The organism is Pseudomonas sediminis (assembly GCF_002741105.1).
Lineage (GTDB): Bacteria > Pseudomonadota > Gammaproteobacteria > Pseudomonadales > Pseudomonadaceae > Aquipseudomonas > Aquipseudomonas sediminis.
Window position 1 is genome coordinate 157,492 of record NZ_NIQU01000002.1, and the last position, 25,654, is coordinate 183,145.

General features: G+C 62.5%; 29 protein-coding genes. 6 read left to right on the forward strand and 23 right to left on the reverse strand.

Annotated features, from left to right (window positions below; translation table 11 throughout):
• Positions 1 to 131 precede the first annotated feature (131 nt).
• From CDO35_RS06285 to CDO35_RS06300, 4 genes are all read left to right on the forward strand, one after another.
• On the forward strand, positions 132 to 1,157 hold the full coding sequence (locus tag CDO35_RS06285; protein ID WP_099523098.1) for a DNA topoisomerase IB: 1,026 nt from the start codon (positions 132 to 134) through the stop codon (positions 1,155 to 1,157).
• 59 nt (positions 1,158 to 1,216) lie between these two features.
• Positions 1,217 to 1,606: a hypothetical protein gene (locus tag CDO35_RS06290; protein ID WP_099523099.1), complete on the forward strand. Its 390-nt coding sequence runs from the start codon at positions 1,217 to 1,219 to the stop codon at positions 1,604 to 1,606.
• Positions 1,607 to 1,670: 64 nt separating this feature from the next.
• On the forward strand, positions 1,671 to 2,537 hold the full coding sequence (locus CDO35_RS06295) for an ion transporter (RefSeq protein WP_099523100.1): 867 nt from the start codon (positions 1,671 to 1,673) through the stop codon (positions 2,535 to 2,537).
• A gap of 83 nt (positions 2,538 to 2,620) precedes the next feature.
• The gene (locus CDO35_RS06300) at positions 2,621 to 4,078 is read left to right on the forward strand and encodes an SLC13 family permease (RefSeq protein WP_099523101.1); all 1,458 of its coding nucleotides are present in this window, start codon (positions 2,621 to 2,623) and stop codon (positions 4,076 to 4,078) included.
• Positions 4,079 to 4,162: 84 nt separating this feature from the next.
• On the opposite strand, the gene CDO35_RS06305 is transcribed toward CDO35_RS06300, so the two are convergent.
• The 10 genes from CDO35_RS06305 to ccmA form a co-directional block, all read right to left on the reverse strand.
• Complete coding sequence (locus CDO35_RS06305) at positions 4,163 to 4,489, reverse strand: hypothetical protein (protein WP_099523102.1); 327 nt, start codon at positions 4,487 to 4,489, stop codon at positions 4,163 to 4,165.
• Positions 4,486 to 5,697: a c-type cytochrome biogenesis protein CcmI gene (gene ccmI / locus CDO35_RS06310; protein ID WP_099523103.1), complete on the reverse strand. Its 1,212-nt coding sequence runs from the start codon at positions 5,695 to 5,697 to the stop codon at positions 4,486 to 4,488. The genes CDO35_RS06305 and ccmI overlap by 4 nt, the downstream gene beginning before the upstream one ends.
• Positions 5,694 to 6,182: a cytochrome c-type biogenesis protein gene (locus tag CDO35_RS06315; RefSeq protein WP_099523104.1), complete on the reverse strand. Its 489-nt coding sequence runs from the start codon at positions 6,180 to 6,182 to the stop codon at positions 5,694 to 5,696. The genes ccmI and CDO35_RS06315 overlap by 4 nt, the downstream gene beginning before the upstream one ends.
• Complete coding sequence (locus tag CDO35_RS06320; RefSeq protein ID WP_099523105.1) at positions 6,179 to 6,718, reverse strand: DsbE family thiol:disulfide interchange protein; 540 nt, start codon at positions 6,716 to 6,718, stop codon at positions 6,179 to 6,181. The genes CDO35_RS06315 and CDO35_RS06320 overlap by 4 nt, the downstream gene beginning before the upstream one ends.
• Positions 6,715 to 8,688: a heme lyase CcmF/NrfE family subunit gene (locus CDO35_RS06325; RefSeq protein WP_099523106.1), complete on the reverse strand. Its 1,974-nt coding sequence runs from the start codon at positions 8,686 to 8,688 to the stop codon at positions 6,715 to 6,717. The genes CDO35_RS06320 and CDO35_RS06325 overlap by 4 nt, the downstream gene beginning before the upstream one ends.
• Positions 8,685 to 9,173, reverse strand: a complete 489-nt coding sequence (ccmE, locus tag CDO35_RS06330) for a cytochrome c maturation protein CcmE (RefSeq protein ID WP_099523107.1) — start codon at positions 9,171 to 9,173, stop codon at positions 8,685 to 8,687. The genes CDO35_RS06325 and ccmE overlap by 4 nt, the downstream gene beginning before the upstream one ends.
• The gene (gene ccmD / locus CDO35_RS06335; protein ID WP_079783423.1) at positions 9,170 to 9,346 is read right to left on the reverse strand and encodes a heme exporter protein CcmD; all 177 of its coding nucleotides are present in this window, start codon (positions 9,344 to 9,346) and stop codon (positions 9,170 to 9,172) included. Before ccmD ends, ccmE begins: the two co-directional genes overlap by 4 nt.
• A complete protein-coding gene (locus CDO35_RS06340; RefSeq protein WP_099523108.1) occupies positions 9,343 to 10,098 on the reverse strand; it encodes a heme ABC transporter permease in 756 nt (251 codons plus the stop codon). The genes ccmD and CDO35_RS06340 overlap by 4 nt, the downstream gene beginning before the upstream one ends.
• 65 nt (positions 10,099 to 10,163) lie before the next feature.
• The gene (gene ccmB, locus CDO35_RS06345) at positions 10,164 to 10,835 is read right to left on the reverse strand and encodes a heme exporter protein CcmB (RefSeq protein ID WP_037002833.1); all 672 of its coding nucleotides are present in this window, start codon (positions 10,833 to 10,835) and stop codon (positions 10,164 to 10,166) included.
• On the reverse strand, positions 10,832 to 11,476 hold the full coding sequence (gene ccmA / locus CDO35_RS06350) for a cytochrome c biogenesis heme-transporting ATPase CcmA (protein ID WP_099523109.1): 645 nt from the start codon (positions 11,474 to 11,476) through the stop codon (positions 10,832 to 10,834). The genes ccmB and ccmA overlap by 4 nt, the downstream gene beginning before the upstream one ends.
• A 204-nt stretch (positions 11,477 to 11,680) precedes the next feature.
• Here ccmA and fliK point away from each other — a divergent pair, with 204 nt between their 5' ends.
• A complete protein-coding gene (gene fliK, locus CDO35_RS06355) occupies positions 11,681 to 13,210 on the forward strand; it encodes a flagellar hook-length control protein FliK (RefSeq protein ID WP_099523110.1) in 1,530 nt (509 codons plus the stop codon).
• Complete coding sequence (locus CDO35_RS06360) at positions 13,207 to 13,557, forward strand: EscU/YscU/HrcU family type III secretion system export apparatus switch protein (RefSeq protein ID WP_099523111.1); 351 nt, start codon at positions 13,207 to 13,209, stop codon at positions 13,555 to 13,557. The genes fliK and CDO35_RS06360 overlap by 4 nt, the downstream gene beginning before the upstream one ends.
• Positions 13,558 to 13,615: 58 nt before the next feature.
• Here the strand turns inward: CDO35_RS06360 and CDO35_RS06365 are convergent, their stop codons facing one another.
• The 13 genes from CDO35_RS06365 to flhF form a co-directional block, all read right to left on the reverse strand.
• Entirely contained in the window at positions 13,616 to 14,029 is a 414-nt protein-coding gene (locus CDO35_RS06365) for a DUF2802 domain-containing protein (protein ID WP_099523112.1), read from the reverse strand.
• 3 nt (positions 14,030 to 14,032) lie between these two features.
• Positions 14,033 to 14,512, reverse strand: a complete 480-nt coding sequence (locus tag CDO35_RS06370) for a chemotaxis protein CheW (RefSeq protein WP_003243242.1) — start codon at positions 14,510 to 14,512, stop codon at positions 14,033 to 14,035.
• 95 nt (positions 14,513 to 14,607) lie between these two features.
• Entirely contained in the window at positions 14,608 to 15,411 is an 804-nt protein-coding gene (locus tag CDO35_RS06375) for a CheW domain-containing protein (protein WP_099523113.1), read from the reverse strand.
• 86 nt (positions 15,412 to 15,497) lie between these two features.
• Positions 15,498 to 16,286, reverse strand: coding sequence for a ParA family protein (locus CDO35_RS06380; RefSeq protein ID WP_099523114.1), 789 nt, complete (start codon positions 16,284 to 16,286; stop codon positions 15,498 to 15,500).
• Between the two features lie 82 nt (positions 16,287 to 16,368).
• Positions 16,369 to 17,178: a flagellar motor protein MotD gene (motD, locus tag CDO35_RS06385; protein WP_099523115.1), complete on the reverse strand. Its 810-nt coding sequence runs from the start codon at positions 17,176 to 17,178 to the stop codon at positions 16,369 to 16,371.
• A gap of 12 nt (positions 17,179 to 17,190) precedes the next feature.
• Positions 17,191 to 17,931, reverse strand: a complete 741-nt coding sequence (locus CDO35_RS06390; RefSeq protein WP_099523116.1) for a flagellar motor protein — start codon at positions 17,929 to 17,931, stop codon at positions 17,191 to 17,193.
• A gap of 25 nt (positions 17,932 to 17,956) precedes the next feature.
• The gene (locus CDO35_RS06395; protein WP_099523117.1) at positions 17,957 to 19,093 is read right to left on the reverse strand and encodes a protein-glutamate methylesterase/protein-glutamine glutaminase; all 1,137 of its coding nucleotides are present in this window, start codon (positions 19,091 to 19,093) and stop codon (positions 17,957 to 17,959) included.
• Between the two features lie 45 nt (positions 19,094 to 19,138).
• Positions 19,139 to 21,352 (reverse strand): chemotaxis protein CheA, encoded by a 2,214-nt coding sequence (locus tag CDO35_RS06400; RefSeq protein WP_099523118.1) that lies wholly within the window; start codon positions 21,350 to 21,352, stop codon positions 19,139 to 19,141.
• Between the two features lie 12 nt (positions 21,353 to 21,364).
• A complete protein-coding gene (locus tag CDO35_RS06405; protein WP_099523119.1) occupies positions 21,365 to 22,153 on the reverse strand; it encodes a protein phosphatase CheZ in 789 nt (262 codons plus the stop codon).
• A 19-nt stretch (positions 22,154 to 22,172) separates the two neighbouring features.
• A complete protein-coding gene (locus CDO35_RS06410; RefSeq protein WP_169968482.1) occupies positions 22,173 to 22,547 on the reverse strand; it encodes a chemotaxis response regulator CheY in 375 nt (124 codons plus the stop codon).
• A 99-nt stretch (positions 22,548 to 22,646) separates the two neighbouring features.
• Entirely contained in the window at positions 22,647 to 23,393 is a 747-nt protein-coding gene (gene fliA / locus CDO35_RS06415) for an RNA polymerase sigma factor FliA (protein WP_166432387.1), read from the reverse strand.
• Entirely contained in the window at positions 23,390 to 24,220 is an 831-nt protein-coding gene (gene fleN, locus CDO35_RS06420; RefSeq protein ID WP_162843938.1) for a flagellar synthesis regulator FleN, read from the reverse strand. The genes fliA and fleN overlap by 4 nt, the downstream gene beginning before the upstream one ends.
• Before the next feature lie 114 nt (positions 24,221 to 24,334).
• Positions 24,335 to 25,645, reverse strand: coding sequence for a flagellar biosynthesis GTPase FlhF (gene flhF / locus CDO35_RS06425; protein WP_099523121.1), 1,311 nt, complete (start codon positions 25,643 to 25,645; stop codon positions 24,335 to 24,337).
• Positions 25,646 to 25,654: the final 9 nt, after the last annotated feature.

A 25,654-nucleotide genomic window follows, 5' to 3' on the forward strand; every position in this document is an offset into this window, starting at 1 on the left:
CTGAACTACCGCTACGCTCGGAGGGCTAATGGATATCTGCCACGCCGAGCGATGCCAATGCGCTACATCATTTTCTGTCCCGCTACTGCCGTGTCGCCTGCGTTTAGTGCCTCGTTGCAGGATGCCTGGCGATGAGCCCAGCGCCTGACGACATCGATCTACCCGCCGACCTGCGTTATGTCGACGACAGCATGCCGGGTATCAGCCGGCGCAAGCTGCGTGGCAAGTTCTGCTATTTCGACAGCCAGGGCCAACGCATCCGCGACAAGCGACAAGTGGCCCGCATCGATGCCCTGGCAGTGCCGCCCGCCTATACCGAAGTGTGGATCTGCCCATTTCCCAACGGCCACCTGCAGGCAACCGGCCGCGATGCCCGCGGGCGCAAGCAATACCGCTACCACGCGCGCTGGCGCGAAATCCGCGATGCCGACAAATACGCCAGCCTGCTGGCATTCGGCAAAGCCTTGCCAGCACTGCGTGAAGCCCTGCAGCAGCACCTGAGCCTGTGCGAGCACCGTCGCGAGAAAGTGTTGGCCACCGTGATCATGCTGCTGGACAACACCCTGATCCGGGTCGGCAACGCCCGTTACGCGCGGGAAAATCGCTCCTATGGCCTGACCACACTGCGCAATCGTCACGTCGAGGTACAAGGCAGCACGATTCGCTTCCACTTCCGTGGCAAGAGCGGTATCGAACACGAGGTACAGGTCAGTGACCGCCGCCTGGCCCGCATCATCCAGCGGTGCCTGGAACTGCCCGGGCAACACCTGTTCCAGTATCTGGACGAGGATGGCGAACGTCGCGCGGTGACCTCCACCGACATCAACGACTACCTGCGTGAGCTGACCGGCGCAGACTTCACCGCCAAGCACTACCGCACCTGGGCCGGCAGCGCGCTGGCCCTGACGCTGCTACGCGAGCTCGAATGGCAGCCGGAAAGTGCGGCCAAGAAACATGTGGTGGCCATGGTCAAGGAAGTGGCTGAGCAATTGCGCAATACGCCGGCCGTCTGCCGCAAGTGCTACATCCACCCTGCCTTGCTCGAAGCCTTCCAGGCTGGCGATCTGGCCGGTATCCGCCTGGCAGCGCCGCGCAAGGGCCTGCGTGCAGAAGAAAGCCTGTTGATGCGTTTTCTGGAAAAACTGCCGCCCGCCTGAGGCCATCAACTATAGTCGCGACTACCGCCTGCAGGCTGCCACCAAGGAACGATGCACGCATGAACGGATGGATACTGGGCCTGAGCCTGCAACTGTTGGCCGCGCCGTTGCTGGCCGAAGAGGTGATGACGGTGATCGGGCCGGTGCAGCAGATCGAGGTGATCGAGATCGGCCAAGGCCCCAACACGGCCGTGGACCGCTGCGAGGAGCATAGCGTGAGCGCAGAGGAAGTCGCCGACTTCCTGCGCCACGCCATCGTCATCACCAACCGCCAGGAACACGACTGGTACCTCTACAGCCCCTGTTACGCCACCGGCACGTTGACCAGCCGTTACGGTCAGTGGCACTGGCTGCTACGTAACATGGGCACGGGCTGGCTGACGGCGGTCACCGGCGAGACCTTGGTGCTCGGTGATCCCAGGCAGGAGTCGTCGCTGGAAGGGGATTAGAAGCCTTGCCCTCGCTCCGCCTTCTTGCCTAGGCTGTGCCCTTTCGCTTGATTTGGACCTTGCCATGGAAAACCGGCAGAGCTGGCGCCAACGCCTTTACATCATCATTTTCGAAACCAGTACACCGGCGGCGCAGCGCTTCGACAACTGGCTGCTGGTGGCTATTCTCGCCAGCCTGGTGGTGGTGATGCTCGATAGCATCGAGCGCTTTCACAGCCAATATGCGGGGATATTCAGTGCCCTGGAGTGGTTTTTCACCGCCCTGTTCGCCATCGAGTACGGCCTGCGCTTGTACAGCTCGCCGAAGCCGATGCGCTATGTCTTCAGTTTCTTCGGCCTGGTGGATCTGCTCGCGGTGCTGCCAGCGATCCTGGCGTTGATGTTCGCCGATGCGCAGTACCTGATGATCGTCCGTGTCATCCGCATGATCCGTATCTTCCGTGTGCTCAAGCTGCGCCAGTACCTGACTCAGGCCAACTTCCTGCTGGTAGCGCTGCGCGGCAGCAAACAGAAGATCGTGGTGTTTCTGGTGTCCGTCTCGACCTTGGTCACCGTATATGGCGCGCTGATGTACGTCATCGAAGGCCCGGCCAATGGCTTCACCAGCATTCCCACCAGTATTTACTGGGCGGTGGTGACGTTGACCACCGTAGGTTTCGGCGACATCACTCCGCAAACCCCCATAGGCCAGATGCTCGCTACGCTGGTGATGATCACCGGCTACTCGATCATCGCCGTACCTACCGGTATTTTCACCGCCGAACTGGCCAACGCCATGCGCCAGGACGGTCTTATGGAGCACGACTGCCCGCATTGTCGCAAGAACCGTCACGAGTACAGTGCGGCGTTCTGTAGCCGCTGCGGTGGACCGCTGTTCAGCAGACAAGTCGAGCAGTCAGCGTCGTCGCAAAACACACCTGAAACAGACTGAAGCAAAACCGATCGGCCAGCGCGTGGTCATAAAGTCGCCCCCTGGGCTATAAAGCCCGCCTTTTTAGTTTAAGGAAGCGCGCCATGGCCGTTACCACCAATGAATCCACGGCACCTGCCAAGGCTGCCTGGATTGGTCTGATTCTGGGACCCTTGCTACTGCTCGTCTGCCTGGTCACCGAGCCGCCAGCCGGCCTCTCCAGCACCGCCTGGGCCACCATCGGCCTGACCCTGCTGATGGCCACCTGGTGGTCGACCGAAGCCATTCCGATCCCGGCCACTTCGCTGCTGCCGATCCTGTTGATCCCGGCACTGGGCATCGACAGCCTCAATGCCGCCACCGCACCCTACGCCAACCCGACCATCTACCTGTTCCTCGGTGGTTTCGTCCTGGGCCTGGCCATGGAGCGCTGGAACCTGCACAAGCGCATCGCGCTGATGACGCTGCTGGCCATGGGCAGCAAGCCGAGCCGGCAGATCGCTGGTTTCATGATGGCCACGGCCTTCCTCAGCATGTGGGTGAGCAACACCGCTACCACCATCATGATGCTGCCTATCGGCCTTTCGGTGATCGGCATGCTCACCAGCGAGAAGAGCACCGGCGAAGCCGATCGTGAGCGCTTCGCCACTGCCTTGCTGCTGGCGATTGCTTACGCCGCCAGTGTAGGCGGTATCGCCACGCTGATCGGCACCCCACCGAATGCCTTGCTGGCCGCCTTCCTCGCCGACAACTATGACGTTCAGATCGGCTTCGGCCAGTGGATGCTGCTCGGCGTGCCAGTAGCCGTGATCATGCTGGCGTTCATCTGGTGGTGGCTGACCCGTGGCGGCTTCAACCTGGCCGGACATGACAGCACGCAACTGATCCGCAGCGAACTGGCCGAACTCGGCCCACTGAGCCGTGGCGAGAAGCTGGTGGCGCTGGTGTTCGTGGCCACGGCACTGGCCTGGGTGTTCCAGCCGCTGATCGGCGAATGGGTATCGGGCGTCAACGACACCAGCATCGCCATCGCCGCGGCGCTGGCGCTGTTCATCATCCCGGTGGATACCAAGCAGCGCGTGTTCCTGATGAACTGGGAAAGCGCCAGCAAACTGCCCTGGGGCGTGCTGCTGCTATTCGGCGGCGGCCTGTCGCTGGCGGGTGTGATTCGCAGCACCGGCCTGGCCGAGTGGATCGCGCAAAGCCTCGGCGCACTGAGCGCCCTACCGGTGATCGCGATGATCGGCGTGGTGGTACTGGTGATCATCTTCTTGACCGAAGTCACCTCCAACACCGCCACCGCTGCCGCCTTCTTGCCGCTGCTGGGGGCGCTAGCCGTAGCGCAGGGTATGCCGGCCGAACTGCTGGCGATTCCTGCCGCCATCGCCGCCAGTTGCGCCTTCATGATGCCGGTGGCAACGCCGCCCAATGCCATCGTGTTCGGCACCGGGCACATGAAGATACAGTCGATGATCAAGGCGGGCTTCGTCCTCAACCTGTTCGGCGTGGTGCTGGTGACGCTGATCTGCTACCTGCTGGTGGGCATGATCTGGGCGCATTGAGCACGGATCACAGCCAATGAAAACGGCGCCTTCGGGCGCCGTTTTCGTTAGGAATGCAAAGCGGGTGAAACCCGCCCTACGGGATCAGCGGTTCTGGTACTGGCGAAACAACCCGGGCGGAATGCCCGAGCTGTCGGTGTCCTTCCACGGCCCACCGGCTTGCGACGACCAGCTCCAGCCACCATCCCAGCGATAGAACACACGCTCACGGTAGTAGAGATCCCGCGCACCTTCGACCACATAGACGCCCAAGCCCGGATTCCAATGGCTCTTCACCCCAGGCGGCGGTGCGTAGCGCGGGTGCGATGGCTGCTGTACCGGTGGCAGCTCCCCCACCGGCGCGCTCGGTTGCTGCAGTACACAGCCACTCAGGCCGAGCCCGAGTGCGCAGGCCAGCGCCAGGCGCTTCACTGGGTCTGCCCGTCGCGGCTGTCGATCAGCAGCGCCTGAACGTCACGGGCGGTATTGGCAACCGGGCCAGTCTGGCCCGTCCATTCGCCCTGGGTGGCGTTACCCGCACGGGATACACGCGCCACCAGCTGTACCTGGTCGAATCGGGAAATCTTCAGTTCGGGCATCATTGCATCCACGTCGGATAGGCTGATCTGCACCGGCAGGTCGGAGACCTTCAGGCGTTTGACTGCCAGCGGCATCGGTGGGCCGCTGAGTGCACGGGCGAAGACGAATACGGCATCGTCCGGCTGCACGTTCTGCTGCACCTCGGGCGACAGCGACACGCTGACCTCCAACGCATGCACCTTGGCACTCGGCGCGGCTGCCGCATTGGGCTGCTCGCCCTCGCTCATCTGCTGGCGGGCGCGCTCGATACCACCGGCGATGGCCGCACGCGACGGGTCTTGCTCCGGCAGCACGGCGACCAGACGCTCCCAGTAGAGCACGGCATCAGCATAGCGCTGGTTTTCATAGGCGGCGATACCAAGCAGGCCCAGGCTGGTGACCTCTTGCGGGTCGGCCTTCAGCGCTTCGTCGGTGAGCGCCTGCATCTGCTCACTCCACTGCTTGCCTTCAGCGAAGTACAACGCCTGCGCCCACTGGCCGAGCAGTTCCGGGGCGCGCCCGGCAATTTCCACGGCACGCTCGAACGCCTTGGCGGCATCGCCAGCGCGCTCCTGCGCCATGTAGGTACGGCCGAGGAAGTACCAGGCCTCGGCGGAGTCTGGCTGCTGCTGGACAGTCTGCTCCAGGCGCGCAGTCATTTCCTCGATGCTCTGCGGCTGCGCAGCGGCCAGTTGGCGAGTCTGTACGACCTCATCGACCGCGCCCCAATGCAGGTACAGGGCCACGCCCAGCAAAGGTACCAACAGCGCCGAAACTAGCGGAATCTTGCCGCCGAGCACGCTGCTGCGGCGCTGCACGCCTTCGGTGTCATCGAGCAGCTCGCGCGCGGCCTCGGCGCGGCCGGCCTCCATCTGCGCATCATCGAGTACGCCGGCCTGACGCTGGTTTTCCAGCTCCTGCAGGCGCTCCTGATAGAGGGTGACGTTGAGTGCAGTACGGTCTTCTTCGGCCTGCAGCTTGCGAATACGCAGAACCGGAATCAGCAGAAACGCCAGGGCAGTCAGCAACAGCAGCCCAGCGGGCAACCAGAAATCGATCATCGGTCTTTCTTGTCCTGAGAGGCTTGTTCGAGCAACGCGGCGAGGCGCGCCTGCTCATTGGCGGAGAGGCCAGCGACTGGGCGATTCTTCTGCTCGCTACGGCGACGCAGAACGATCACTCCGAGCACGCCGAACCCCAGTACCAGCAGGCCGGCCGGGCCATACCAAAGCAGCAGCGTGCGGCTAGTCAGCGGCGGTTTGTAGAGCACGAAATCGCCATAGCGCGAGACCAGGAAATCGATGATCTCGTCGTTGCTCTTGCCCGCTTCGAGCATGCGGTAGATCTCGTTGCGCAGGTCCATGGCGATCGGCGCATCGGAATCGGCGATGTTCTGGTTCTGGCACTTCGGGCAACGCAGCTCTTCGACCAGATTGCGATAACGCTGGCGTTCGGCTTCATTGGCGAACTCGAAGGTATCGATGGCGGCATGCGCGCTGGCCAGTAGACCAAGCGACAAACCGGCAGAAATCAACAGGCGCTTCATGGCTGGGCCTCGTCGACCAGCTGCTGGTAGATCGGCGCCAGCTGCTCGCGCCAGACACGCTCGTCGATGGTGCCGACGTACTTGTGGCGAATGATGCCCTTGGCATCGACGAAGAAAGTCTCCGGCGCGCCGTACACACCCAGGTCCAGCCCCAGGCTGCCCTTGGCATCTTCGATATTGAGCTGATAGGGGTTGTGCAGGTCGCGCAGCCATTTCTGCGCCGGCTCGCGCTGATCCTTGTAGTTGACCCCATGGATCACCACGCCAGCCTCGGCCAGTTTGTTCAGCACCGGATGTTCGTGACGGCAGGCCGGGCACCAGGTGGCCCAGACGTTGACCAGCGCAGGCCGACCCTTGATGTCAGCCTCAGTGAGAGTGCGCTCGGGATCGTCCAGCGACGGCAGGCTGAAAGCCGGGAACGGCTTGCCGATCAGCGCCGACGGCAGTTCGGATGGATCAAGGAACAGGCCGCGATAGAGGAATACGGCGATCGCCAGAAAGGCCAGCAGCGGCAACAGCAGGAGCAGGCGTCTCATGCACTGGCCTCCTGCATGCCAAGGGCTTCGCGCACGCGGGTTCTGACCTTGATCCGGTAGCGCTTGTCGGCCGCGGCGAGGAAGCCACCGAAGCCCATCAGCAACGCACCCAGCCAGATCCAGCGGACGAACGGCTTGATGTGAATGCGTACGGCCCAGGCGCCCTGCTCCAGTGGCTCACCGAGGGCGACGAAGAGGTCGCGAGTGAAACCAGCATCGATGCCCGCCTCGGTCATGGTCGCCTGCTGCACGGTGTACAGACGCTTCTCCGGGTGCAGCACCTTGATCTGCCGCTCGCCGTCGAATACGCGCACCGTGCCCTTATCGGAAATGAAATTGGGGCCCTCGTGATGCACGGCGCCGTCGAACTGGAAGCGATAGCCGGCCAGCTCCACGGAATCACCCGGCGCCATGCGCAGATCGCGCTCGTAGCTGCCAAGACTGGTAAGCACCACACCCAGGGCGCACACGGCGAAACCGAAGTGCGCCATCTGCATGCCCCAGTAGCTGCGGCTCAGGCTCGGCAGCCCCTTGATCAGGCCCTTGTGGCGCGTCTTGTCGAGGATATCACGCACGCCAGCGAGGATTACCCAGAAGGCCAGCAGGCAGACGGCCAGTACAGCCCAGTGGAAATCACCATGCAAGAAGGTGGCGATGACCGCCAGGACCACACTGGCCACCAGTACCGGCGCCAGCATGCTGCCCAGCCATTTCAGCGGGGTATCCTTCCAGCGCACCAGTACGCCAACGCTGATCACCGCCATCAGCAGTGCCATCAGCGGCAGGAACAACGCGTTGAAGTAAGGCGGGCCAACCGACAGCTTGGCGCCGGTCAGCGCATCGAGCACCAACGGGTAGAGGGTGCCGAGCAGAATCATCGCGGCCGACACCACCAGCACGATGTTGTTGACCAACAGCAGCGTCTCACGCGACCACAGGCCAAAGCCGACCTGGCTCCTGACCACCGGCGCGCGCACAGCGAACAACGCCAGCGAACCACCCACCACCACCAGCAGGAAAGCGAGGATGAACACGCCGCGCTCCGGATCGGTAGCAAAGGCGTGTACCGAAGTCAGTACGCCGGAGCGAACCAGGAAGGTGCCCAACAGGCTCAGGGAGAAGGCGGCGATGGCCAGCAGCACGGTCCAGCTCTTGAACACCCCGCGCTTCTCGGTCACGGCGAGGGAGTGAATCAATGCGGTGCCCACCAACCAGGGCATGAAGGACGCGTTCTCTACCGGGTCCCAGAACCACCAGCCACCCCAACCCAGCTCGTAGTAGGCCCACCAGGAGCCCAGGGCGATACCGATGCCGAGGAAGGCCCAGGCGATGATGGTCCACGGACGCGACCAGCGCGCCCAGGCGGCGTCCAGCTTGCCGCCAAGCAAGGCGGCGATGGCGAAGGCGAAAGCCACCGAGAAACCGACATAGCCCATGTACAGCATCGGCGGATGCACGATCAGGCCGAAGTCCTGCAGCAGCGGGTTGAGGTCGCGGCCATCAGCCGGCGAGTTCGGCAGCAGGCGCTCGAAGGGGTTGGAGGTAACGATCAGGAACAGCAGGAAGCCGACACTGATCATGCCCATCACCGCCAGCACGCGTGCAAGCATTTCTTCCGGCAGATGGCGCGAGAAGATCGCCACGGCGAAGGTCCAGCCGGCCAGGATCAAGGCCCACAGCAGCAAGGAGCCTTCGTGTGCGCCCCATACCGCGCTGAACTTGTAGTACCAGGGCAGCGCGCTGTTGGAGTTGTTGGCCACGTAGGCGACGGAAAAATCGTCGACCATGAAGGCATAGGTCAGGCATATGAAGGAAAACAGCAAAAAGGCGAACTGACCCCAGGCAGCCGGCTGCGCCAGGCTCATCCACTGGTGGTCACCACGCCAGGCACCGATCAGCGGCAGCGTCGCCTGTACCAGACACAGGCACAGCGCCAGGATCATCGCCAGATGGCCGAGCTCGGGGATCATTGTGCACTCTCCTGCTGATAGCCCTGTTTGGCGGCTTTGGCCTCATTGTGCTTCTGCATCATTCCGCTCTTTTCCAGCGCCTGCATGACTTCAGGCGGCATGTAATTCTCGTCGTGCTTGGCCAGCACCTCGTCGGCTACCAGCACGCCTTGTTCATTGACCCGACCCAGGGCGACGATGCCCTGCCCTTCACGGAACAGATCCGGGAGGATGCCGTGGTAGCGAATGGTCACGCCGTGAGCGCCGTCGGTGACGACGAAGTCGACTTCCAGAGTATCGGCGGAACGCTTCACCGAGCCCTCTTCCACCAGGCCGCCGGCACGGATGCGGGTATCGACCGGCGCCTCGCCATTGGCGATCTGGCTCGGGGTGTAGAACAGGTTGATGTTCTCCTGCAGCGCGGTCAGCGCCAGCGCAACGGCGATGCTGACGCCGCAGAGGATGGCCAGGACGATATACAGGCGTTTCTTGCGAACCGGATTCACTTCGACTTCTCCCGGCGCAAACGACGCGCCTCGTCTTGCAGGTAACGGCGGCGCGCCAGGATCGGCAGCACCACATTCAACGCCAGGATCGCCAGGCTGATGCCGTAGGCGCTCCAGACGTAGGGGCCATGGGTACCCATGGCGAGAAATTCGGAAAAGGACGAAAAGCTCATGCCTTGCCCTCCACCAGTGCCTGTACTTCGGCTTTCACCCAGCTGCTGCGCGCTTCGCGCTTGAGCACTTCCAGGCGCATGCGGTAAAGCAACATGGCACCGAAGAAACAGTAGAAACCCAACACCGCCAGCAGCAGCGGCAGCCACATTTCCACCGGCATCGCCGGCTTTTCGGTGATCTTGAAAGTGGCAGTCTGGTGCAGCGAGTTCCACCACTCCACCGAGTACTTGATGATCGGAATGTTGACCACACCGACGATGGCCAGCACAGCGCAGGCCTTGGCGGCGCTGTCGCGGTTGCTGATGGCGTTGCCCAGGGCGATGACGCCGAAGTAGAGGAACAGCAGGATCAGCATCGAGGTCAGGCGCGCATCCCAGACCCAGTAGGTGCCCCAGGTCGGTTTGCCCCAGATGGCGCCGGTGAGCAGCGCAATGGCGGTCATCCAGGCACCAATGGGGGCAGCCTGTTGCACGGCGACGTCGGCCAGCTTCATCTTCCACACCAGGCCGACCAGGCCTGCAACGGCCAGCGTCACGTAGATGGACTGAGCGAGAAAGGCGGCAGGAACGTGGATGTAGATGATGCGAAAGCTGTTGCCCTGCTGGTAATCCGGCGGCGCGAACGCCAGGCCCCAGATCAGGCCAGCGGCGATCAGCAACACGGCAGCGATGCTGAGCCAGGGCAGCCAGCGGCCGCTCATCTCATAGAACCACTTGGGCGAACCCCATTTGTGAAACCACGTCCAGTTCATGCTCGACTCATTATTCAGGCCTGATCCGGCGGTTGCCCGGTTCAGAGGTCAATCACGGTTCGTTGTTATTCGCCGACGCTGATGGTCAGACCGGCGGCAATCGCAAAAGGTGTCAGGGTCACTGCCAATGCAGTGAGGCTGGCCAGCCATAACAGATGGCCGGTCGCCGGCAGTCCTTGCAGGGCCGCCTGCAACGCCCCGCTGCCAAGAATCAGCACCGGGATGTACAGCGGCAGAATCAACAGCGCCAGCAGCAGACCGCCGCGCTTGAGACCGACGGTGAGCGCAGCGCCCACCGCACCGAGCAGGCTCAGCACCGGGGTGCCGAGCAGCAGGGAAATCAGCAGCACCGGCAGGCAACGCCCAGGCAAGCCGAGCATCAGCGCCAGCAAGGGCGCCAGCAGTACTAGCGCCAACCCACTGAATAGCCAGTGTGCCAGCACCTTGGCCAACACCAGAAGAGGCAGGGGGTGCGACGAAAGGACCCACTGTTCGAGCGAGCCGTCCTCGAAATCACTGCGGAAAAGCCCGTCCAGCGAGAGCAGCACGGCCAAAAGCGCCGCAACCCAGACCAGGCCAGGGGAAAGGGTTTGCAACAATTGCGTCTCTGGTCCCACCGCCAGCGGGAACAGCGCGATGACGATGGCGAAGAACACCAGCGGGTTGGCCAGATCGGACGGACGGCGAGCGAGCAGGCGCATTTCGCGCGACAGCAGCTGTGTGAAAACGTTGCTCATGCGGCGTACTGCCCCAGATCCAGGTCGCGATAGGTCGCCGGTGTACGCTGCAGACTGTGGTGAGTGGTCAGCACCACGACGCCACCGCGTTCGCAATGGCCGGCCAGGTGCGCTTCGAGTTGCGCCACACCGCTCTTGTCCAGCGCGGTGAACGGCTCATCGAGCACCCACAGCGGGGGCGTATCGGCCAAATAAAGGCGTGCCAGCGCGACACGGCGCTGTTGGCCGGCCGACAGGGTATGACAGGGAACGTCCTCAAAACCGCGCAGGCCGACCGCTTCCAGCGCCTGCCAGATCGCCTCGCGACTGGCCGGGCGATGCAGCGCGCAGAGCCAGGCCAGGTTCTCTTCGGCGCTCAGCAGGCCCTTGATGCCGGCGGCATGGCCAATCCACAACAGGTTGCGCGCCAACTCGCTGCGCTGCTCGGCCAGGGCCTGGCCCTGCAGGAGGATATCACCGGAGGTCGGCTGACGCAGGCCCGCGATCAGCCGTAGCAAGCTGGTCTTGCCGCTGCCGTTGGGGCCGCTGATCTGCAACATGTCGCCCGGCTGCAGGGCGAAGTGCAACTGCTCGAAGAGCATGCGCCAGTCCCGCTCACAGCTGAGCGCCACGGCTTCGAGAAGGGGAACGGGACGGGTCATCGATACCTGGCAGGGTTAAAGTCGACGGTGCTCCGGCCGCTATACTGACGCGTGCCGGAACTACTATGCGCAGCGGGGCGGCATTATACATGGCGCGCCGCTGTCCCCGCAGTCAGCATTTTCGACAGGGTGTTAATCTGTGGCAGGCAAATCGGCCGTAGGCTGTACTCGTGAAGCAGTACACCATCAGATACGTGAGAGCCCATGAGCGAAATCAGCAGCCCACGCCCACTTCCCCCTTCCGCGCCAGTGATTCGCAACACTGCGACCGCCGCTGACATGGCTGTGCGCCTGTTGCAGCCACTGGAAGGCATGCTGGCGGCCGGCGAAAGCGCCAAGGCCGAAGTCGTGGCGATTCGCGAACAAGCGCAAAGCTTCCAGCTGCTGCTCAAACTGACCCTCGCAGGCGGCAAGCAGGCGACTCTGCAAGCCGAAAGCTCCAGACCGCTGGCTCAGGGCAGCGCGCTAGTGGTCACCGCACTGTCCGAGACTCGCCTGGCGCTGGCCTTGCAGGCTGGCGGTGACAAGCCGCTGACCAGCCTCGACTTGCAGCAACTGCCGCCCGGCACACTGGTGCAGGGCAAGGTCGTCAGCAACGCCCCGCTGCCGACAGAGAATGCGCAGACGATCTATCGCCTGGTGGTCAACCTGCTCAACACTCCGCTGGCGGGCAACAAGCTGGCCATCGACAGCCCCCTGAATCTGCCGCTCGGCAGCCTGCTCAGCGCGCAAGTGCAAGGCAGCCAGAGCCTCGCCTTTCTGCCGCTCAGCGGCCGCCTCGATCAGTTGGTGCTGGGCCAGCAACTGGCCGCCCAGCAGAATCGCCAGGCGTCACTGGAGGGCTTGTTCAAGGGCCTGCAGAACCTGGGCGGTGGCGATGAGGCGCTGCGCGGCAGTATCGACAAGCTGCTTGCCGGCCTCCCCGACAGCAACCAGTTAAGCACCGCCAAAGGCCTGGCGCAGGCACTCGAAGGCAGTGGTGTGCTGCTCGAAGCCAAACTGCTGCAGGGCCAGACCGGCTCATTGCCGCAGGACCTGAAGGCCAACCTGCTGCGCCTGATCGCCCAGCTGATGCCGCAACTTCCAGGTGTCTCCGGGCCCCTTGCCGGCCTGCAGAACGCCCTTAACCAGAACTTGCCCAACCTGGCTCGGCAACTGCTCGGCGCAGGCGCTACCGGAACGGCACGCCAACAGGCGCTGACCTTTCCCCTACCCTCGCGCTTGCTGCAGAACATGGACGGCGAAGCCGACCTGGAAACCCTGCTGAAGCTCGCCGCTGCAGCCGTCTCACGGCTGCAGACCCATCAGCTATCGAGCCTGGCGCAAACCCAGGTGGATGCCAACGGCAACCTGCTGACCACCTGGCAGCTGGAGCTGCCCATGCGCCACCAGCAGGAAGTGATTCCACTGCAGATCAAACTGCAGCGCGAAGACAGTGGCAAGGCGGAGAAAGCGGAGCAGAAGGAAACGCTCTGGCGCGTGGAACTGGCCTTCGACCTCGATCATCTTGGCCCGCTGCAGGTTCGCGCCCAACTACTGCGCGGCAGCCTCTCCAGCCAACTGTGGGCCGAACGCGCCGATACGGCATCGCTGATCACCGCCGAGCTGGGCAACCTGCGTGAGCGCCTGCTAGCCGCAGGACTGGAGGTTGGCGAACTGGCCTGCAGCCAGGGCATGCCACCGCAAGGACCGAAAACCTCGCTGGAACAACGCTGGGTGGACGAAACCGCATGAGCCGCAAGCCGCAGTCCGAAGCGCGTCAGGCCATCGCCCTCAATTATGACGGGCAAAGCGCACCGATACTTAGCGCCAAGGGTGATGATGAATTGGCTGAAGCCATCCTTGCCATCGCTCGCGAATACGAAGTACCGATTTATGAGAACGCCGAGTTAGTACGCCTGCTGGCGCGCCTGGAGTTGGGCGATGCCATTCCTGAGGCGCTGTATCGCTGCATTGCCGAGATCATCGCTTTTGCCTGGCACCTGCAGGGCAAGACACCGGAGGGTTTCACTCCGGCACAGGAAAGCGAGCGCGACGTCACCCCGCCACTTCCCCGCCTGAGTGGGCCGGCTGCCGATTAACGGGAAACTGCCAGAACGCGTTGAGTGACCGGCAGAAAGAGCTTCGCGGCCGCAGCGCTTAGGCTTTCTTGGGTCGATGCAGCCGGCTGATCAGCTCGGCCTCGGCCGTGCTGAGGCCGCAGGACTGGGTGAGATCGTCGACGCTGGCGCCCATGCCAACCAGGCGAGCGGCCTGGGTGAAGGACAGACTGTTGGGATCGCGCTGCTCGATCTGGCTAACCTTGTCCGGCAGTGGCGCCACCACACGGCGCAGCTCATGCAGCTCTTCGCCCATGCGAATGCTGCCGGTCAGGTAGGCGTCGAGACGTTTACTCAGTTCCCTGATCCGTGCATCGCGCACGGCGTCACGCTTGGCCTGTTCGTCCAGCAGGCGTTGCTGGTTGCGGTACAGGCCTTTGCAGACGATGCCCAGGGCCACGCATAGCAGCGCCACGAAGGCCAGAGCCGCGGCAAGCATGGCGAATTCGGACATGGCTCAGATGCTCTCCAGCTCCGACCACTCTTCCTCGGACATCATCTTGTCCAGCTCGACCAAAATCAGCAGTTCGCCGTTCTTGTTGCACACGCCCTGGATGAACTTGGCCGACTCGTCGTTGCCGACGTTCGGTGCAGTCTCGATCTCGGACTGACGCAGGTAGACCACTTCGGCCACGCTATCGACCAGGATGCCGACCACTTGCTTGTCCGCTTCGATGATGACGATACGGGTATTGTCGGTGACCGGCGCCGAACCCAGGCCGAAACGCTGGCGGGTATCGATCACGGTGACCACATTGCCACGCAGGTTGATGATGCCCAGCACGTAGCTCGGCGCGCCCGGAACCGGAGCGATCTCGGTGTAGCGCAGGACTTCCTGCACCTGCATCACGTTGATGCCGTAGGTCTCGTTGTCCAGGCGAAAGGTCACCCACTGCAGAATCGGATCTTCGGCACCTTGTGCAGAACTTTTCTTCATGTCCCTAGCCTCGTCAAAAACCGCTCAGTGCGGCATGCGCGGGTCGACCCGCTTGTCATCAACTATAGAGCCCGTTGGCACAGGCCCACCAATTCTCAATGCAGTTTTCCGCCATTCAGGCGCTTCGCCCCACCGCTGGCGATCAGTTCAGCCAATGCCGCTACGTCGAGCAGCGCGCACATGTGTTCGATCACAGTGCCAGCCAACCAGGGACGCTGGGTACGCTGGCTGCGCCACTTGACCTCGCTCGGGTCCAGGCGAATCGAACGGCTGACCTGATGCACCGACAGCCCCCACTCGTAGCCCTGCACCGAAATCACGTACTGCAGACCCTCGCGGAAGTCCTCGCGATAACGGTCTGGCATCACCCAACGGGCGGTATCCAGTACCTTCAGGTTACCGGCCTGGCTCGGCAGGATGCCGAGAAACCAATCCGGCTGACCAAACAGCGGAGTCAGCTCCTGGCCTTCGAGCGGATAGATCGAGCCCAGGCAAATCAGCGGCACGGCCAGGGTCAACCCGGCAACATCGAACAGCAGGCATTCGAACGGCTCCTCGGCCCAGGCAGGACGACCATCGGCCAGGAGCGCTGCCGGCTGCGGCGCCAGCTCGGCAGCGGGAGCAACTACTGGCGGCGCCTCATCGATGACCGGAGCCTGTATCGGTGCGAGTAATTCAACCGGCGCAACGTCCGCCTGTACCTGCGGTTCGATCACGCTAGCGAGCACTACTGGCTCGACCAGTCGCGCATCGCGCACTTGCTCCTCGAGCACTGCAGCCTCGAATTCGTCGAAGCTGACGGACATCTCCAGTTCGGCGGCAGCTTCCTGCAGCAGCCCATCGAGGTAGGACTGCAGAGCCAACTGGGAACGCGTAGCGGTGGCGAGGTTACGACTCATGACTGGAACCCGGAATAAGATCTTGACAGCCTATCGGCCGCGGCATGCTCCGACTTGAGTGTCGCAGTTCAACACAGACGCTCATTTCAAGCCACCTGCGCCGCCGGCTGATGACTCAACAGATGCTTGAGCAGCGCACGATAGGCGATCACCCCACGGCTACCGGCATCGAACTGCGAGGGCGTGCGCCCTGCCCGGCTGGCATCACGCAAGCGCGTGTCGACCGGAATGTAAGCCGGCCACAGGTGCTCAGGGTAAGTGTTGCGCAGTACCCGCAGCGTACTCATGGACGCCTGGGTACGGCGGTCGAACAGCGTCGGCACGATGGTGTAAGGCAAGGCCTGCTTGCGCGAACGATTGATCATCGCCAGCGTAGTGATCATGCGCTCCAGGCCTTTCACTGCGAGGAACTCGGTCTGCACCGGAATCACCAGTTGCTGGCTGGCGGCCAGGGCATTGACCATCAGCACGCCGAGCAAGGGTGGGCTGTCGATGATGGCGTGATCGAAATCTTCCCACAGTTGCGCCAGGCTCTTGGCGATCACCAGACCCAGGCCATTCTGCCCCGGCGACTGGCGCTCGAGCGTGGCCAGCGCGGTGCTCGACGGCAACAGGGAGATATTCTCGTGACTGGTGCTGTGCAGCAGTTGCTTGGGCAGGCCCTGCGGCACGTTGCCCTGGTGCAGGAACAGATCGAAGCAACTGTGCTCCAGCGCGTCGGGATCATGACCGAAGTAACTGGTCATCGATCCATGCGGATCGAGATCGACCACGACCACACGCTTGCCGGCATCGGCCAACAGGCCTGCCAGGGCGATGGAGGTGGTGGTCTTGCCGACCCCGCCCTTTTGGTTGGCTACTGCCCAAACTTTCATTTTCTCTCATCCTCCCGGCAAGAGGCGCTCAGGCCGAGAATGGCTGTCGCACGCACACAGCAGGCGACTGGGATTTGACGGCTCACGACTGTGGAACCCCCGACGCAGACGCTGGTGCAGGTTGCGTGCCAGCCTCTGACTGCTGGGTCGCGGCACTGCCAGCGCCACGTCGCGTGTCGAGGTTGCGCGAAATCACCAGCACGACCCGGCGATTACGCCCCCTGCCCTCGGCGGTGACATTGTCCGCCACCGGCTGGAATTCACCGTAACCGACAGCCGCCAGACGTGAAGGGTCGACGCCATCCATGGCCAGCATACGCACGATGCTCGCCGCACGCGCGGAAGACAACTCCCAGTTGGTAGGGTATTGGGCGGTCTGGATCGGCAGGTTGTCGGTGAATCCTTCCACCTTAACCGGATTCTGATAGGGCGCCAGAATCTTGGCGACCTTCTCGATGATGTCGAACGCCTGGTTGTTCGGAATGGCATCACCACTGGGAAACAACAGACTGGAGCTGAGCTCGATCTCGATCCACATCTCGTTGCCGCGCACGGTCAACTGCTCACTCTGGATCAGCTCGCCAAATGCCTCGCGCACGCTGGAGGCGATGTTCTGCAGGGTCGAATCCGAGCTGGGGTCATCCATCGAGGTGTTATCAGGCTCGCTGGTGCGCGGCCGTTCCTCGCCGACCGGAATCGGCTTGATCGAGCGATCAGGCTGATTGAATACACCGGTCAGCGACTCGGAAAGAATCTTGTACTTGCCTTCGTTGATCGAAGAGATCGAGTACATCACCACGAAAAAGGCGAACAGCAAGGTGATGAAGTCGGCATAGGAGACCAGCCAACGCTCGTGATTCTCGTGCTCTTCATGATGCCGCCTGCGCGCCATGCCATACCTCCATCAGTCCATGAAGCCTTGCAGCTTCAGTTCGATGGAACGCGGGTTCTCACCCTCGGCGATGGACAGGATGCCTTCGAGGAGCATCTCGCGGTAACGCGACTGGCGCAGCGCGATGGACTTGAGCTTGTTGCCCATCGGTAGCAGCAGCAGGTTGGCAAAACCGACACCGTAGATGGTGGCGACGAACGCCACGGCAATGCCACTGCCGAGCATGCTGGGATCAGCCAGGTTGCCCATCACATGGATCAGGCCCATTACCGCGCCGATGATGCCAATGGTCGGGGCATAGCCGCCCATGCTCTCGAACACCTTGGCAGCCTGGATATCACGGGCCTCCTGAGTGTAGAGATCGACCTCGAGAATGCTGCGAATGGATTCCGGCTCGGCGCCATCGACCAGCAACTGCAGGCCTTTGCGCGCATAAGGGTCAGGCTCAGCATCGGCCACAGCCTCGAGGCCGAGCAGGCCTTCCTTGCGCGCCACCATGCTCCAGCCGGTCACACGATTGATGCCACCGACCAGATCGATACGAGGCGGGAAGAAGATCCAGCGCATGATGCTCATGGCACGCTTGAACACTTGCACCGGCGCCTGCAGAAAAGCCGCGCCCAGCGTGCCACCGATGACGATCAGTGCCGCCGGACCGTTGAGCAACGCTCCGGCGTTGCCCCCTTCCAGATAATTGCCACCCAGAATGGCGACGAACGCCAGGATGACGCCGATTAGGCTCAGTACATCCATGCGCGGTTTCCACACTTAGCCTGGGTCACTGGCAAGCCTCGGTCAGGTGCCGGCCGATGTCATCCAGGCCATAGACGGCATCCGCCAGGTTGGCCTTGACCACGGCCATGGGCATGCCATAGATCACGCAACTGGCCTCATCCTGCGCCCACACCTGACTGCCGCCCTGCTTGAGCAGGCGCGCGCCCTCTCGGCCATCAGCGCCCATGCCGGTCAGAACCACGGCCAGCACCTTGTCGCCATAGGACTTGGCGGCCGAGCCGAAGGTGATATCGACGCAGGGTTTGTAGTTGAGGCGCTCGTCACCCGGCAGGATTTTTATCGCGCCGCGCGCATCGACCATCATCTGCTTGCCACCAGGCGCCAGCAACGCCAGGCCAGGGCGCAGAATATCGCCGTCCTCAGCCTCCTTGACCTGAATGCGACACAGCTTGTCCAGGCGCTCGGCGAAGGCCTTGGTGAAGGCCGCTGGCATATGCTGGATCAGCACCAGCGGTGCCGGGAAATTGGCCGGCAGCTGTGTCAGTACACGCTGCAACGCCACCGGGCCACCTGTGGACGTGCCGATGGCCACCAGCTTGTAAGCCTTGCGCTTGGGCGCAGACGAAACCGCTGCCCCACCACCGGTACGTGCAGGAGCTGCGGGAACGGGAGCGGGAGCCGGCACAGCAGGCCGCGTTGAAACGGCCGGACGACTAATCGGCGCCGCACTCGGACTCGCCGCAGTCGGCGCCGGAGCCACCGCAGCCGAGCTGAAACGACGGTTGCTGCGAGCAATGCTATGCACCTTCTCACAGAGCATCTGCTTGACCTTTTCAGGGTTGCGCGAGATGTCTTCGAAGTTCTTCGGCAGAAAATCCACCGCACCGGCGTCCAACGCATCGAGCGTCACGCGGGCCCCTTCGTGGGTCAGCGAAGAGAACATCAATACTGGCGTCGGGCAGCGCTGCATGATGTTTCGAACCGCAGTGATGCCGTCCATCATCGGCATCTCGTAATCCATGGTGATCACGTCGGGCTTGAGCGCCAACGCCTGATCGATGGCTTCCCGCCCATTGGTGGCCGTGCCCACAACCTGAATACTGGGGTCAGCAGACAGAATTTCTGAAACGCGCCGGCGGAAGAAACCGGAGTCGTCCACCACCAGAACCTTAACAGCCATACACACTCCTAGACGGCGCGAAGCCATGACCCGCGCCGCGAAACATCAGAAACGTCGAGCGTAGCGCTTGAGCATGCTCGGTACGTCGAGAATCAACGCGATGCGTCCATCGCCAGTGATCGTGGCGCCGGACATCCCGGGCGTGCCTTGCAGCATCTTGCCCAGCGGTTTGATTACCACTTCCTCCTGCCCGACCAATTGATCGACGACAAAGCCGATGCGCTGGCTACCGACGGTGAGGATCACCACATGGCCCTCGCGCTGACCTTCGTGGAAGGCCTGCGGCACCAGCCAACGTTTGAGATAGAACAGCGGCAGCGCCTTGTCGCGCACGATCACCACTTCCTGGCCATCAACCACATTGGTGCGCGACAGGTCGAGGTGGAAGATCTCGTTGACGTTGACCAGCGGGAAGGCGAAGGCCTGGTTCTCCAGCATCACCATCAGGGTCGGCATGATCGCCAGGGTCAGCGGCACCTTGATGATGATCTTCGAGCCCTGCCCCTTCTGTGAGAACACGTTGACCGTGCCATTGAGCTGGGAAATCTTGGTCTTCACCACGTCCATGCCCACACCGCGGCCGGACACATCGGAGATCTCGGTCTTGGTCGAGAAGCCCGGGGCGAAGATCAGGTTGTAGCATTCGAACTCATTGAGCCGATCAGCCGCGTCCTTGTCCAGCAGGCCTTTCTCCACAGCCTTGGCACGCAGCACATCAGCGTCCATACCCTTGCCGTCATCGGTGATCGACAACAGGATGTGGTCACCCTCCTGCTCGGCGGACAGCACCACGCGGCCAGCGCGTGCCTTGCCGGCTTTCTCGCGCTCTTCCGGGGTTTCCACGCCGTGGTCGACGGCGTTGCGCACCAAGTGCACCAGCGGGTCGGCCAGCGCCTCAACCAGGTTCTTGTCGAGGTCGGTTTCCTCGCCCACCAGTTCGAGGTTGATCTCTTTTTTCAGATTGCGCGCCAGATCGCGGACCAGGCGCGGGAAGCGGCCGAAGACCTTCTTGATCGGCTGCATGCGGGTCTTCATCACCGAGGTCTGCAGATCCGCGGTGACCACGTCGAGGTTCGACACCGCCTTGGACATGGCCTCGTCGCCGCTGTTGAGGCCCAGACGCACCAGACGGTTACGTACCAGCACCAGCTCGCCGACCATGTTCATGATCTCGTCGAGGCGTGCGGTATCGACCCGTACGGTGGTTTCGGCTTCGCTGGCAGGGGCCTTCTCCGCCGCTGCCGGGGTTGGGGCCGGCACCGCGGCACGCGGTGCGGCAGGTTCAGCCTTGGCCGCAGCTGGCTTGGCTGCTGGTGCCGCGGCCTTGGGCGCGGCAGCCGGTTTCTCAGCGACTACAGGTGCAGGCTCGCTGGGCGGGACGAACTTGCCCTTGCCGTGCAACTGATCGAGCAAGGACTCGAACTCGTCATCGGTAATCTCGTCGCCAGCCGGGGCTGGCGCAGCGGCAGCGACTGGCGCAGCGGCTTCGGTCGTCGCAGAGAACTGACCTTTGCCATGCAGTTGATCAAGCAGTGCTTCGAATTCGTCGTCGGTAATGTCATCGCCTGCCGCTGCACCAGCAGGCGCAGAAGCGACTACCGTGGAGGCAGGCGCCTCGACAGCGCCGGCAAACTGTCCCTTGCCGTGCAATTGATCGAGCAGCGACTCGAACTCGTCATCGGTGATCTCATCGCTGGCACTGACTTCGGCGCTCGGAGCTGCAGCCGGCGCGTCACCCAGCGCATCGAGCAGTTGCTCGAATTCGCTGTCAGTGATGTCGCCCGCGGAGACCGACGGCGCAGCAGGCTGAGGCTCTGGTGCGGGTTCTGGTTCGGCCTGCTGCACCGGCGCAGGAGCCGCTTCGGCGCCGCCCGGTTCGGCCAGGCGTGACAGTGCCGCCAGAAGCTCAGGCGACGCGGGTGTCGGCTCGCGGCGCTCACGCACCTCGCCGAACATGCCGTTTACTGCATCAAGAGCCTCGAGCACCACATCCATCAGCTCCGAATCGACGCGACGCTCACCCTTGCGCAGGATGTCGAAGACGTTTTCGGCGATATGGCAGCACTCCACCAGCTCGTTGAGCTGGAGGAAACCCGCTCCGCCCTTGACGGTATGAAAACCGCGGAAGATGGCGTTGAGCAGGTTCATGTCGTCCGGTCGGCTTTCCAGCTCGACTAACTGTTCGGACAACTGTTCGAGAATCTCGCCGGCCTCTACCAGGAAATCCTGGAGGATCTCTTCATCGGCGCCGAAGCTCATATTGTGTGCTCCTTAGAACCCTAGGCTGGACAGCAGGTCGTCGACATCGTCTTGGCTGGATGCAACGTCATCACGCTTATCGGCATGAATCTGCGGACCTTCACCCCGCGATGGCTCTTTTGATTTTTCTCGTTCGCTACGCAGCTCTTCGTGGTCGTGCCGGATACCCGCAAAACGGTCGACCTGGCTGGCCATGAGCATCAATTTCAGCAGATTGCTTTCCACTTCGGTCACCAGCTGGGTGACACGCTTGATCACCTGACCGGTAAGGTCCTGATAGTCCTGCGCCAGCAGAATGTCATTGAGGTGACCGGAAAGTTTGGCGCCATCTCGCTCGCTACGGGCGAGGAACAGCTCGACCCGCTTGGCCAGTTCACGGAAGCCGTCGGCACCGATCTCGCGGCGCATGAAGCGACCCCATTCGACGCTCAGGCTCTGCGCTTCATCGCTCAGATCATTGACCAGCGGCGCGCTCTGCTCGACCAGATCCATGGTCCGATTGGCGGCCTTCTCGGTCATGGTCACGACGTAGTTCAGACGCTCGGTAGCGTCGGCGATCTGCGACAGCTCCTGAGCATGCGGCATACGCGGATCGAGTTGAAAATTGACAATGGCGTTGTGCAGTTCACGGGTCAGTTTGCCGACCTCGTGATACAGCCCGCGATCACGGACCTTGTTGAGCTCGTTGATCAGTTGCACCGCAGCGCCGAAGTTGCCTTGTTCAAGGCTATCGACCAGATCGCGGGCGTTGTTTTTCAGGGTCGACTCGAGGTCACCCAGCGTGGAGTCATCGTGTTCCATAGCACCCTCGCGGCTGGCATCAGCCGTTGACTCGCTCGAAGATCTTCTCGATCTTTTCCTTCAGCACCTGAGCGGTGAAGGGTTTGACCACATAACCATTCACACCGGCCTGAGCCGCCTCGATGATCTGATCGCGTTTGGCTTCAGCAGTCACCATCAGCACCGGCAGGTGCTTGAGACGCTCGTCGGCACGCACGGCACGTAGCAGGTCGATGCCAGTCATTCCGGGCATGTTCCAGTCGGTGACCAGAAAGTCGAAGCTGCCGCTTTGCAGCATCGGCAGCGCCGAGGTGCCGTCATCGGCTTCTGCGGTATTGGTGAAACCCAAGTCCCGCAAGAGGTTCTTGATGATCCGTCGCATCGTCGAGAAATCGTCAACGATGAGGATTTTCATGTTCTTGTCCAAGTCGACCTCCGTACAGTCCCAAACGTATTGCGCTTGCAACTACGTCCTTTAATCGTGAAACCGTTTGCGCCTGCGAGCACGCCGCGTTCAGCCAGCGCGCCATTCACTCAGCCGCGAGCGCAAACGCGCCGCGCACTGGCTGTGCAACTGGCTCACGCGTGACTCGCTAACCCCCAGCACTTCACCGATTTCCTTCAAGTTCAGTTCTTCATCGTAATACAGCGCCAGCACCAGACGTTCACGCTCCGGCAAACCGGCGATGGCATCGGCCAAAGCCGCCTGGAAGCGTTCGTCTTCGAGGTCCCGCGAAGGTTCGAGGTGGTTGTGCCCGGCGTCTTCGTGCAACCCGCCGTGCTCGCCGTCCTGCAACAGGTCGTCGAAACTGAACAGGCGGCTGCCCAAAGTGTCGCCAAGAATGCCGTAGTAATCCTCCAGACTCAATTGGAGTTCGGCCGCAACCTCGTGATCTTTAGCGTCACGCCCGGTTCTTGCCTCAACCACACGAATGGCATCGCTGACCATGCGGCTGTTGCGGTGCACCGAACGCGGCGCCCAATCGCCCTTGCGCACCTCATCGAGCATGGAGCCGCGAATGCGGATACCGGCGAAGGTCTCGAAACTGGCGCCCTTGCTGGAGTCGTATTTGCGCGAGGCTTCGAGCAAACCGATCATGCCGGCCTGGATCAGATCATCGACCTGCACGCTGGCCGGCAGACGGGCCAACAGGTGGTAGGCGATGCGTTTGACCAGCGGCGCATAGCGCTCGATCAGTTGGTGCTGGGAGTCCTGCGCCTGAGCCTTGTTGTACATACGAAGTCCAGAGGCTGCTGTCATACGGCCGAGTCTGCGGTCGGTTGTTGCACCAGACGCTCGACGAAAAACTCCAGATGACCACGGGGATTGGCCGGTAACGGCCAGGTATCTACCTTCTGAGCTATCGCCTTGAACGCCAGGGCGCACTTGGAGCGAGGGAAGGCTTCATAGACAGCGCGCTGTTTCTGCACGGCCTTGCGCACGCATTCGTCGTAGGGCACGGCACCGACATACTGCAGGGCGACATCGAGGAAACGATCCGTCACCTTGGTCAGCTTAGCAAAGAGATTGCGTCCTTCCTGCGGGCTGTGGGCCATATTGGCCAGCACGCGGAAGCGGCTGATGCCATGGTCACGGTTGAGCAGCTTGATCAGCGCGTAGGCGTCGGTAATCGAGGTAGGCTCGTCGCAGACCACCACGAGGATCTCCTGCGCGGCACGCACGAAGCTGACCACCGCATCACCGATGCCTGCGGCGGTGTCGATCACCAGCACGTCAAGATTTTCGCTGATGTCACTGAACGCCTGGATCAAGCCGGCGTGCTGCATCGGCGTGAGGCTGACCATGCTCTGCGTACCGGACGCAGCCGGCACGATACGCACGCCACCCGGCCCCTGCAGCAGGACGTCACGCAAATCGCATTCACCCGCGATGACATCGGCCAGGGTGCGCTTGGGCGTCAGGCCCAACAGAACGTCGACGTTGGCCAAGCCAAGGTCAGCGTCCATCAGCATCACCCGACGGCCGAGATCGGCCAGGGCCATGGACAGATTGACCGATACATTGGTCTTGCCGACGCCACCCTTGCCGCCAGTCACCGCAATCACCTGTACGGGATGCATACCCATGTTCTTTCTACACCTTGTCTAACTTCGACTTGGCCCTACAGGTCGTTGAAAAGCACCTATTGAGGCCGTTCACTCCCGCACCACGTGGCGAGAGGGTGCAACATTCTCGCTGCTTCAGCCGGCCCGCTTGGCCGGGTTGTGATAGAGGCCGGCGAACATCTGCGCCATGGCATCTTCACTCGGTTCCTCGGCAGCCTGCAGGCCCACCGCCCGGCTGACCAACTGGTGACTGCGTGGCACCTGCAGATCGTCCGGAATCCGCGGCCCATCCGTCACATAGGCTACCGGCAGTTGCTGGCCTATAGCCAGGCCTAAAACCTCGCCCAGGCTCGCCGCTTCGTCCAGCTTCGTCAGTATGCAGCCAGAAAGGCCACAACGCTTGTAACTATGGTAGGCCGCCTTGAGCACTTGGCTCTGACTTGTTGCGGCCAATACCAGATAATTCTTCGCCTTGATGCGTGCCGAGGCCAGACTTTCCAACTGCAGACGCAACGCCGGATCGTTGCTCGGCAGGCCAGCGGTATCGACCAGCACTACGCGTTTCTTGGCCAGCGGTGCAAGCGCCTGCAACAGGGACTGGCCCGGATCGATCTGGGTCACCGACACACCGAGGATGCGCCCCAGGGTCTTGAGCTGTTCCTGCGCGCCAATACGGAAGCTGTCCATGCTCACCAGAGCGACCTGCTGCGAGCCGTACTTAAGCACATAACGCGCAGCCAGCTTGGCCAGCGTAGTGGTCTTGCCCATGCCGGCCGGACCGACCAGGGCGATCACGCCCCCCTCTTCCAGCGGCTCGACCTTGGGCGTAGCGATCGCATGGGCCAGATGTGCCAGCAGCATACGCCAGGCCTGACGCGGTTCGGCAACGCCGGCCACCTTGCTCAGCAACGCCTGCGACAGTTCGGCGGACAACCCCATGCGCTGCAAGCGGCGCCACAGATTGGCTTGCTGCGGGCGACGATTCTGCAGTTGGCCCCAGGCAATGGAGCCCAGCTGTACTTCGATCAGCTCACGCAAGCCATGCAGCTCGAAGCGCATGGCATCCAGCGCGCGCGGGTCGACCGCCGGCGTTGCAGGCGCAGCGGCCTCGACGGGGCGCTGTGGCTTGACGGGAGTCGCTGGCAGCTCGGGCGCCAGCAAGGATTCATTGGCGAATAATTGACGGTCCTTGCCGGCATCCTGCTCGGCACGTGTGCTCAGCTCAGCCTGGGCGCTGGCGATGCGCGCCTGGGTCTTGCGCAGCTCGGCTTCTAGGGCCGGGTTCGGACGTACCGGCGTCGGTGCCTGATAATCCAGCGCAGCAGTCAGCTCGACACCACCGGCAACGCGGCGATTGCCGATGATCGAGGCGTCGGCGCCCAATTCATCACGCACCAGTTTCATGGCGGTCCGCATATCGGCGGCGAAGAAGCGTTTGACCTGCATGACCCTTTA

Bases quoted from the DNA above. Each gene is read 5' to 3' on its own strand.
- CDO35_RS06285 (WP_099523098.1), top strand. From the start codon at position 132: ATGAGCCCAGCGCCTGACGACATCGATCTACCCGCCGACCTGCGTTAT.
- CDO35_RS06290 (WP_099523099.1), top strand. From the start codon at position 1,217: ATGAACGGATGGATACTGGGCCTGAGCCTGCAACTGTTGGCCGCGCCG.
- CDO35_RS06295 (WP_099523100.1), top strand. From the start codon at position 1,671: ATGGAAAACCGGCAGAGCTGGCGCCAACGCCTTTACATCATCATTTTC.
- CDO35_RS06300 (WP_099523101.1), top strand. From the start codon at position 2,621: ATGGCCGTTACCACCAATGAATCCACGGCACCTGCCAAGGCTGCCTGG.
- ccmI (WP_099523103.1), bottom strand. From the start codon at position 5,697: ATGATCGATTTCTGGTTGCCCGCTGGGCTGCTGTTGCTGACTGCCCTG.
- CDO35_RS06315 (WP_099523104.1), bottom strand. From the start codon at position 6,182: ATGAAGCGCCTGTTGATTTCTGCCGGTTTGTCGCTTGGTCTACTGGCC.
- CDO35_RS06320 (WP_099523105.1), bottom strand. From the start codon at position 6,718: ATGAGACGCCTGCTCCTGCTGTTGCCGCTGCTGGCCTTTCTGGCGATC.
- CDO35_RS06325 (WP_099523106.1), bottom strand. From the start codon at position 8,688: ATGATCCCCGAGCTCGGCCATCTGGCGATGATCCTGGCGCTGTGCCTG.
- ccmD (WP_079783423.1), bottom strand. From the start codon at position 9,346: ATGAGCTTTTCGTCCTTTTCCGAATTTCTCGCCATGGGTACCCATGGC.
- CDO35_RS06340 (WP_099523108.1), bottom strand. From the start codon at position 10,098: ATGAACTGGACGTGGTTTCACAAATGGGGTTCGCCCAAGTGGTTCTAT.
- ccmB (WP_037002833.1), bottom strand. From the start codon at position 10,835: ATGAGCAACGTTTTCACACAGCTGCTGTCGCGCGAAATGCGCCTGCTC.
- ccmA (WP_099523109.1), bottom strand. From the start codon at position 11,476: ATGACCCGTCCCGTTCCCCTTCTCGAAGCCGTGGCGCTCAGCTGTGAG.
- fliK (WP_099523110.1), top strand. From the start codon at position 11,681: ATGAGCGAAATCAGCAGCCCACGCCCACTTCCCCCTTCCGCGCCAGTG.
- CDO35_RS06360 (WP_099523111.1), top strand. From the start codon at position 13,207: ATGAGCCGCAAGCCGCAGTCCGAAGCGCGTCAGGCCATCGCCCTCAAT.
- CDO35_RS06365 (WP_099523112.1), bottom strand. From the start codon at position 14,029: ATGTCCGAATTCGCCATGCTTGCCGCGGCTCTGGCCTTCGTGGCGCTG.
- CDO35_RS06370 (WP_003243242.1), bottom strand. From the start codon at position 14,512: ATGAAGAAAAGTTCTGCACAAGGTGCCGAAGATCCGATTCTGCAGTGG.
- CDO35_RS06375 (WP_099523113.1), bottom strand. From the start codon at position 15,411: ATGAGTCGTAACCTCGCCACCGCTACGCGTTCCCAGTTGGCTCTGCAG.
- CDO35_RS06380 (WP_099523114.1), bottom strand. From the start codon at position 16,286: ATGAAAGTTTGGGCAGTAGCCAACCAAAAGGGCGGGGTCGGCAAGACC.
- motD (WP_099523115.1), bottom strand. From the start codon at position 17,178: ATGGCGCGCAGGCGGCATCATGAAGAGCACGAGAATCACGAGCGTTGG.
- CDO35_RS06390 (WP_099523116.1), bottom strand. From the start codon at position 17,931: ATGGATGTACTGAGCCTAATCGGCGTCATCCTGGCGTTCGTCGCCATT.
- CDO35_RS06395 (WP_099523117.1), bottom strand. From the start codon at position 19,093: ATGGCTGTTAAGGTTCTGGTGGTGGACGACTCCGGTTTCTTCCGCCGG.
- CDO35_RS06400 (WP_099523118.1), bottom strand. From the start codon at position 21,352: ATGAGCTTCGGCGCCGATGAAGAGATCCTCCAGGATTTCCTGGTAGAG.
- CDO35_RS06405 (WP_099523119.1), bottom strand. From the start codon at position 22,153: ATGGAACACGATGACTCCACGCTGGGTGACCTCGAGTCGACCCTGAAA.
- CDO35_RS06410 (WP_169968482.1), bottom strand. From the start codon at position 22,547: ATGAAAATCCTCATCGTTGACGATTTCTCGACGATGCGACGGATCATC.
- fliA (WP_166432387.1), bottom strand. From the start codon at position 23,393: ATGACAGCAGCCTCTGGACTTCGTATGTACAACAAGGCTCAGGCGCAG.
- fleN (WP_162843938.1), bottom strand. From the start codon at position 24,220: ATGGGTATGCATCCCGTACAGGTGATTGCGGTGACTGGCGGCAAGGGT.
- flhF (WP_099523121.1), bottom strand. From the start codon at position 25,645: ATGCAGGTCAAACGCTTCTTCGCCGCCGATATGCGGACCGCCATGAAA.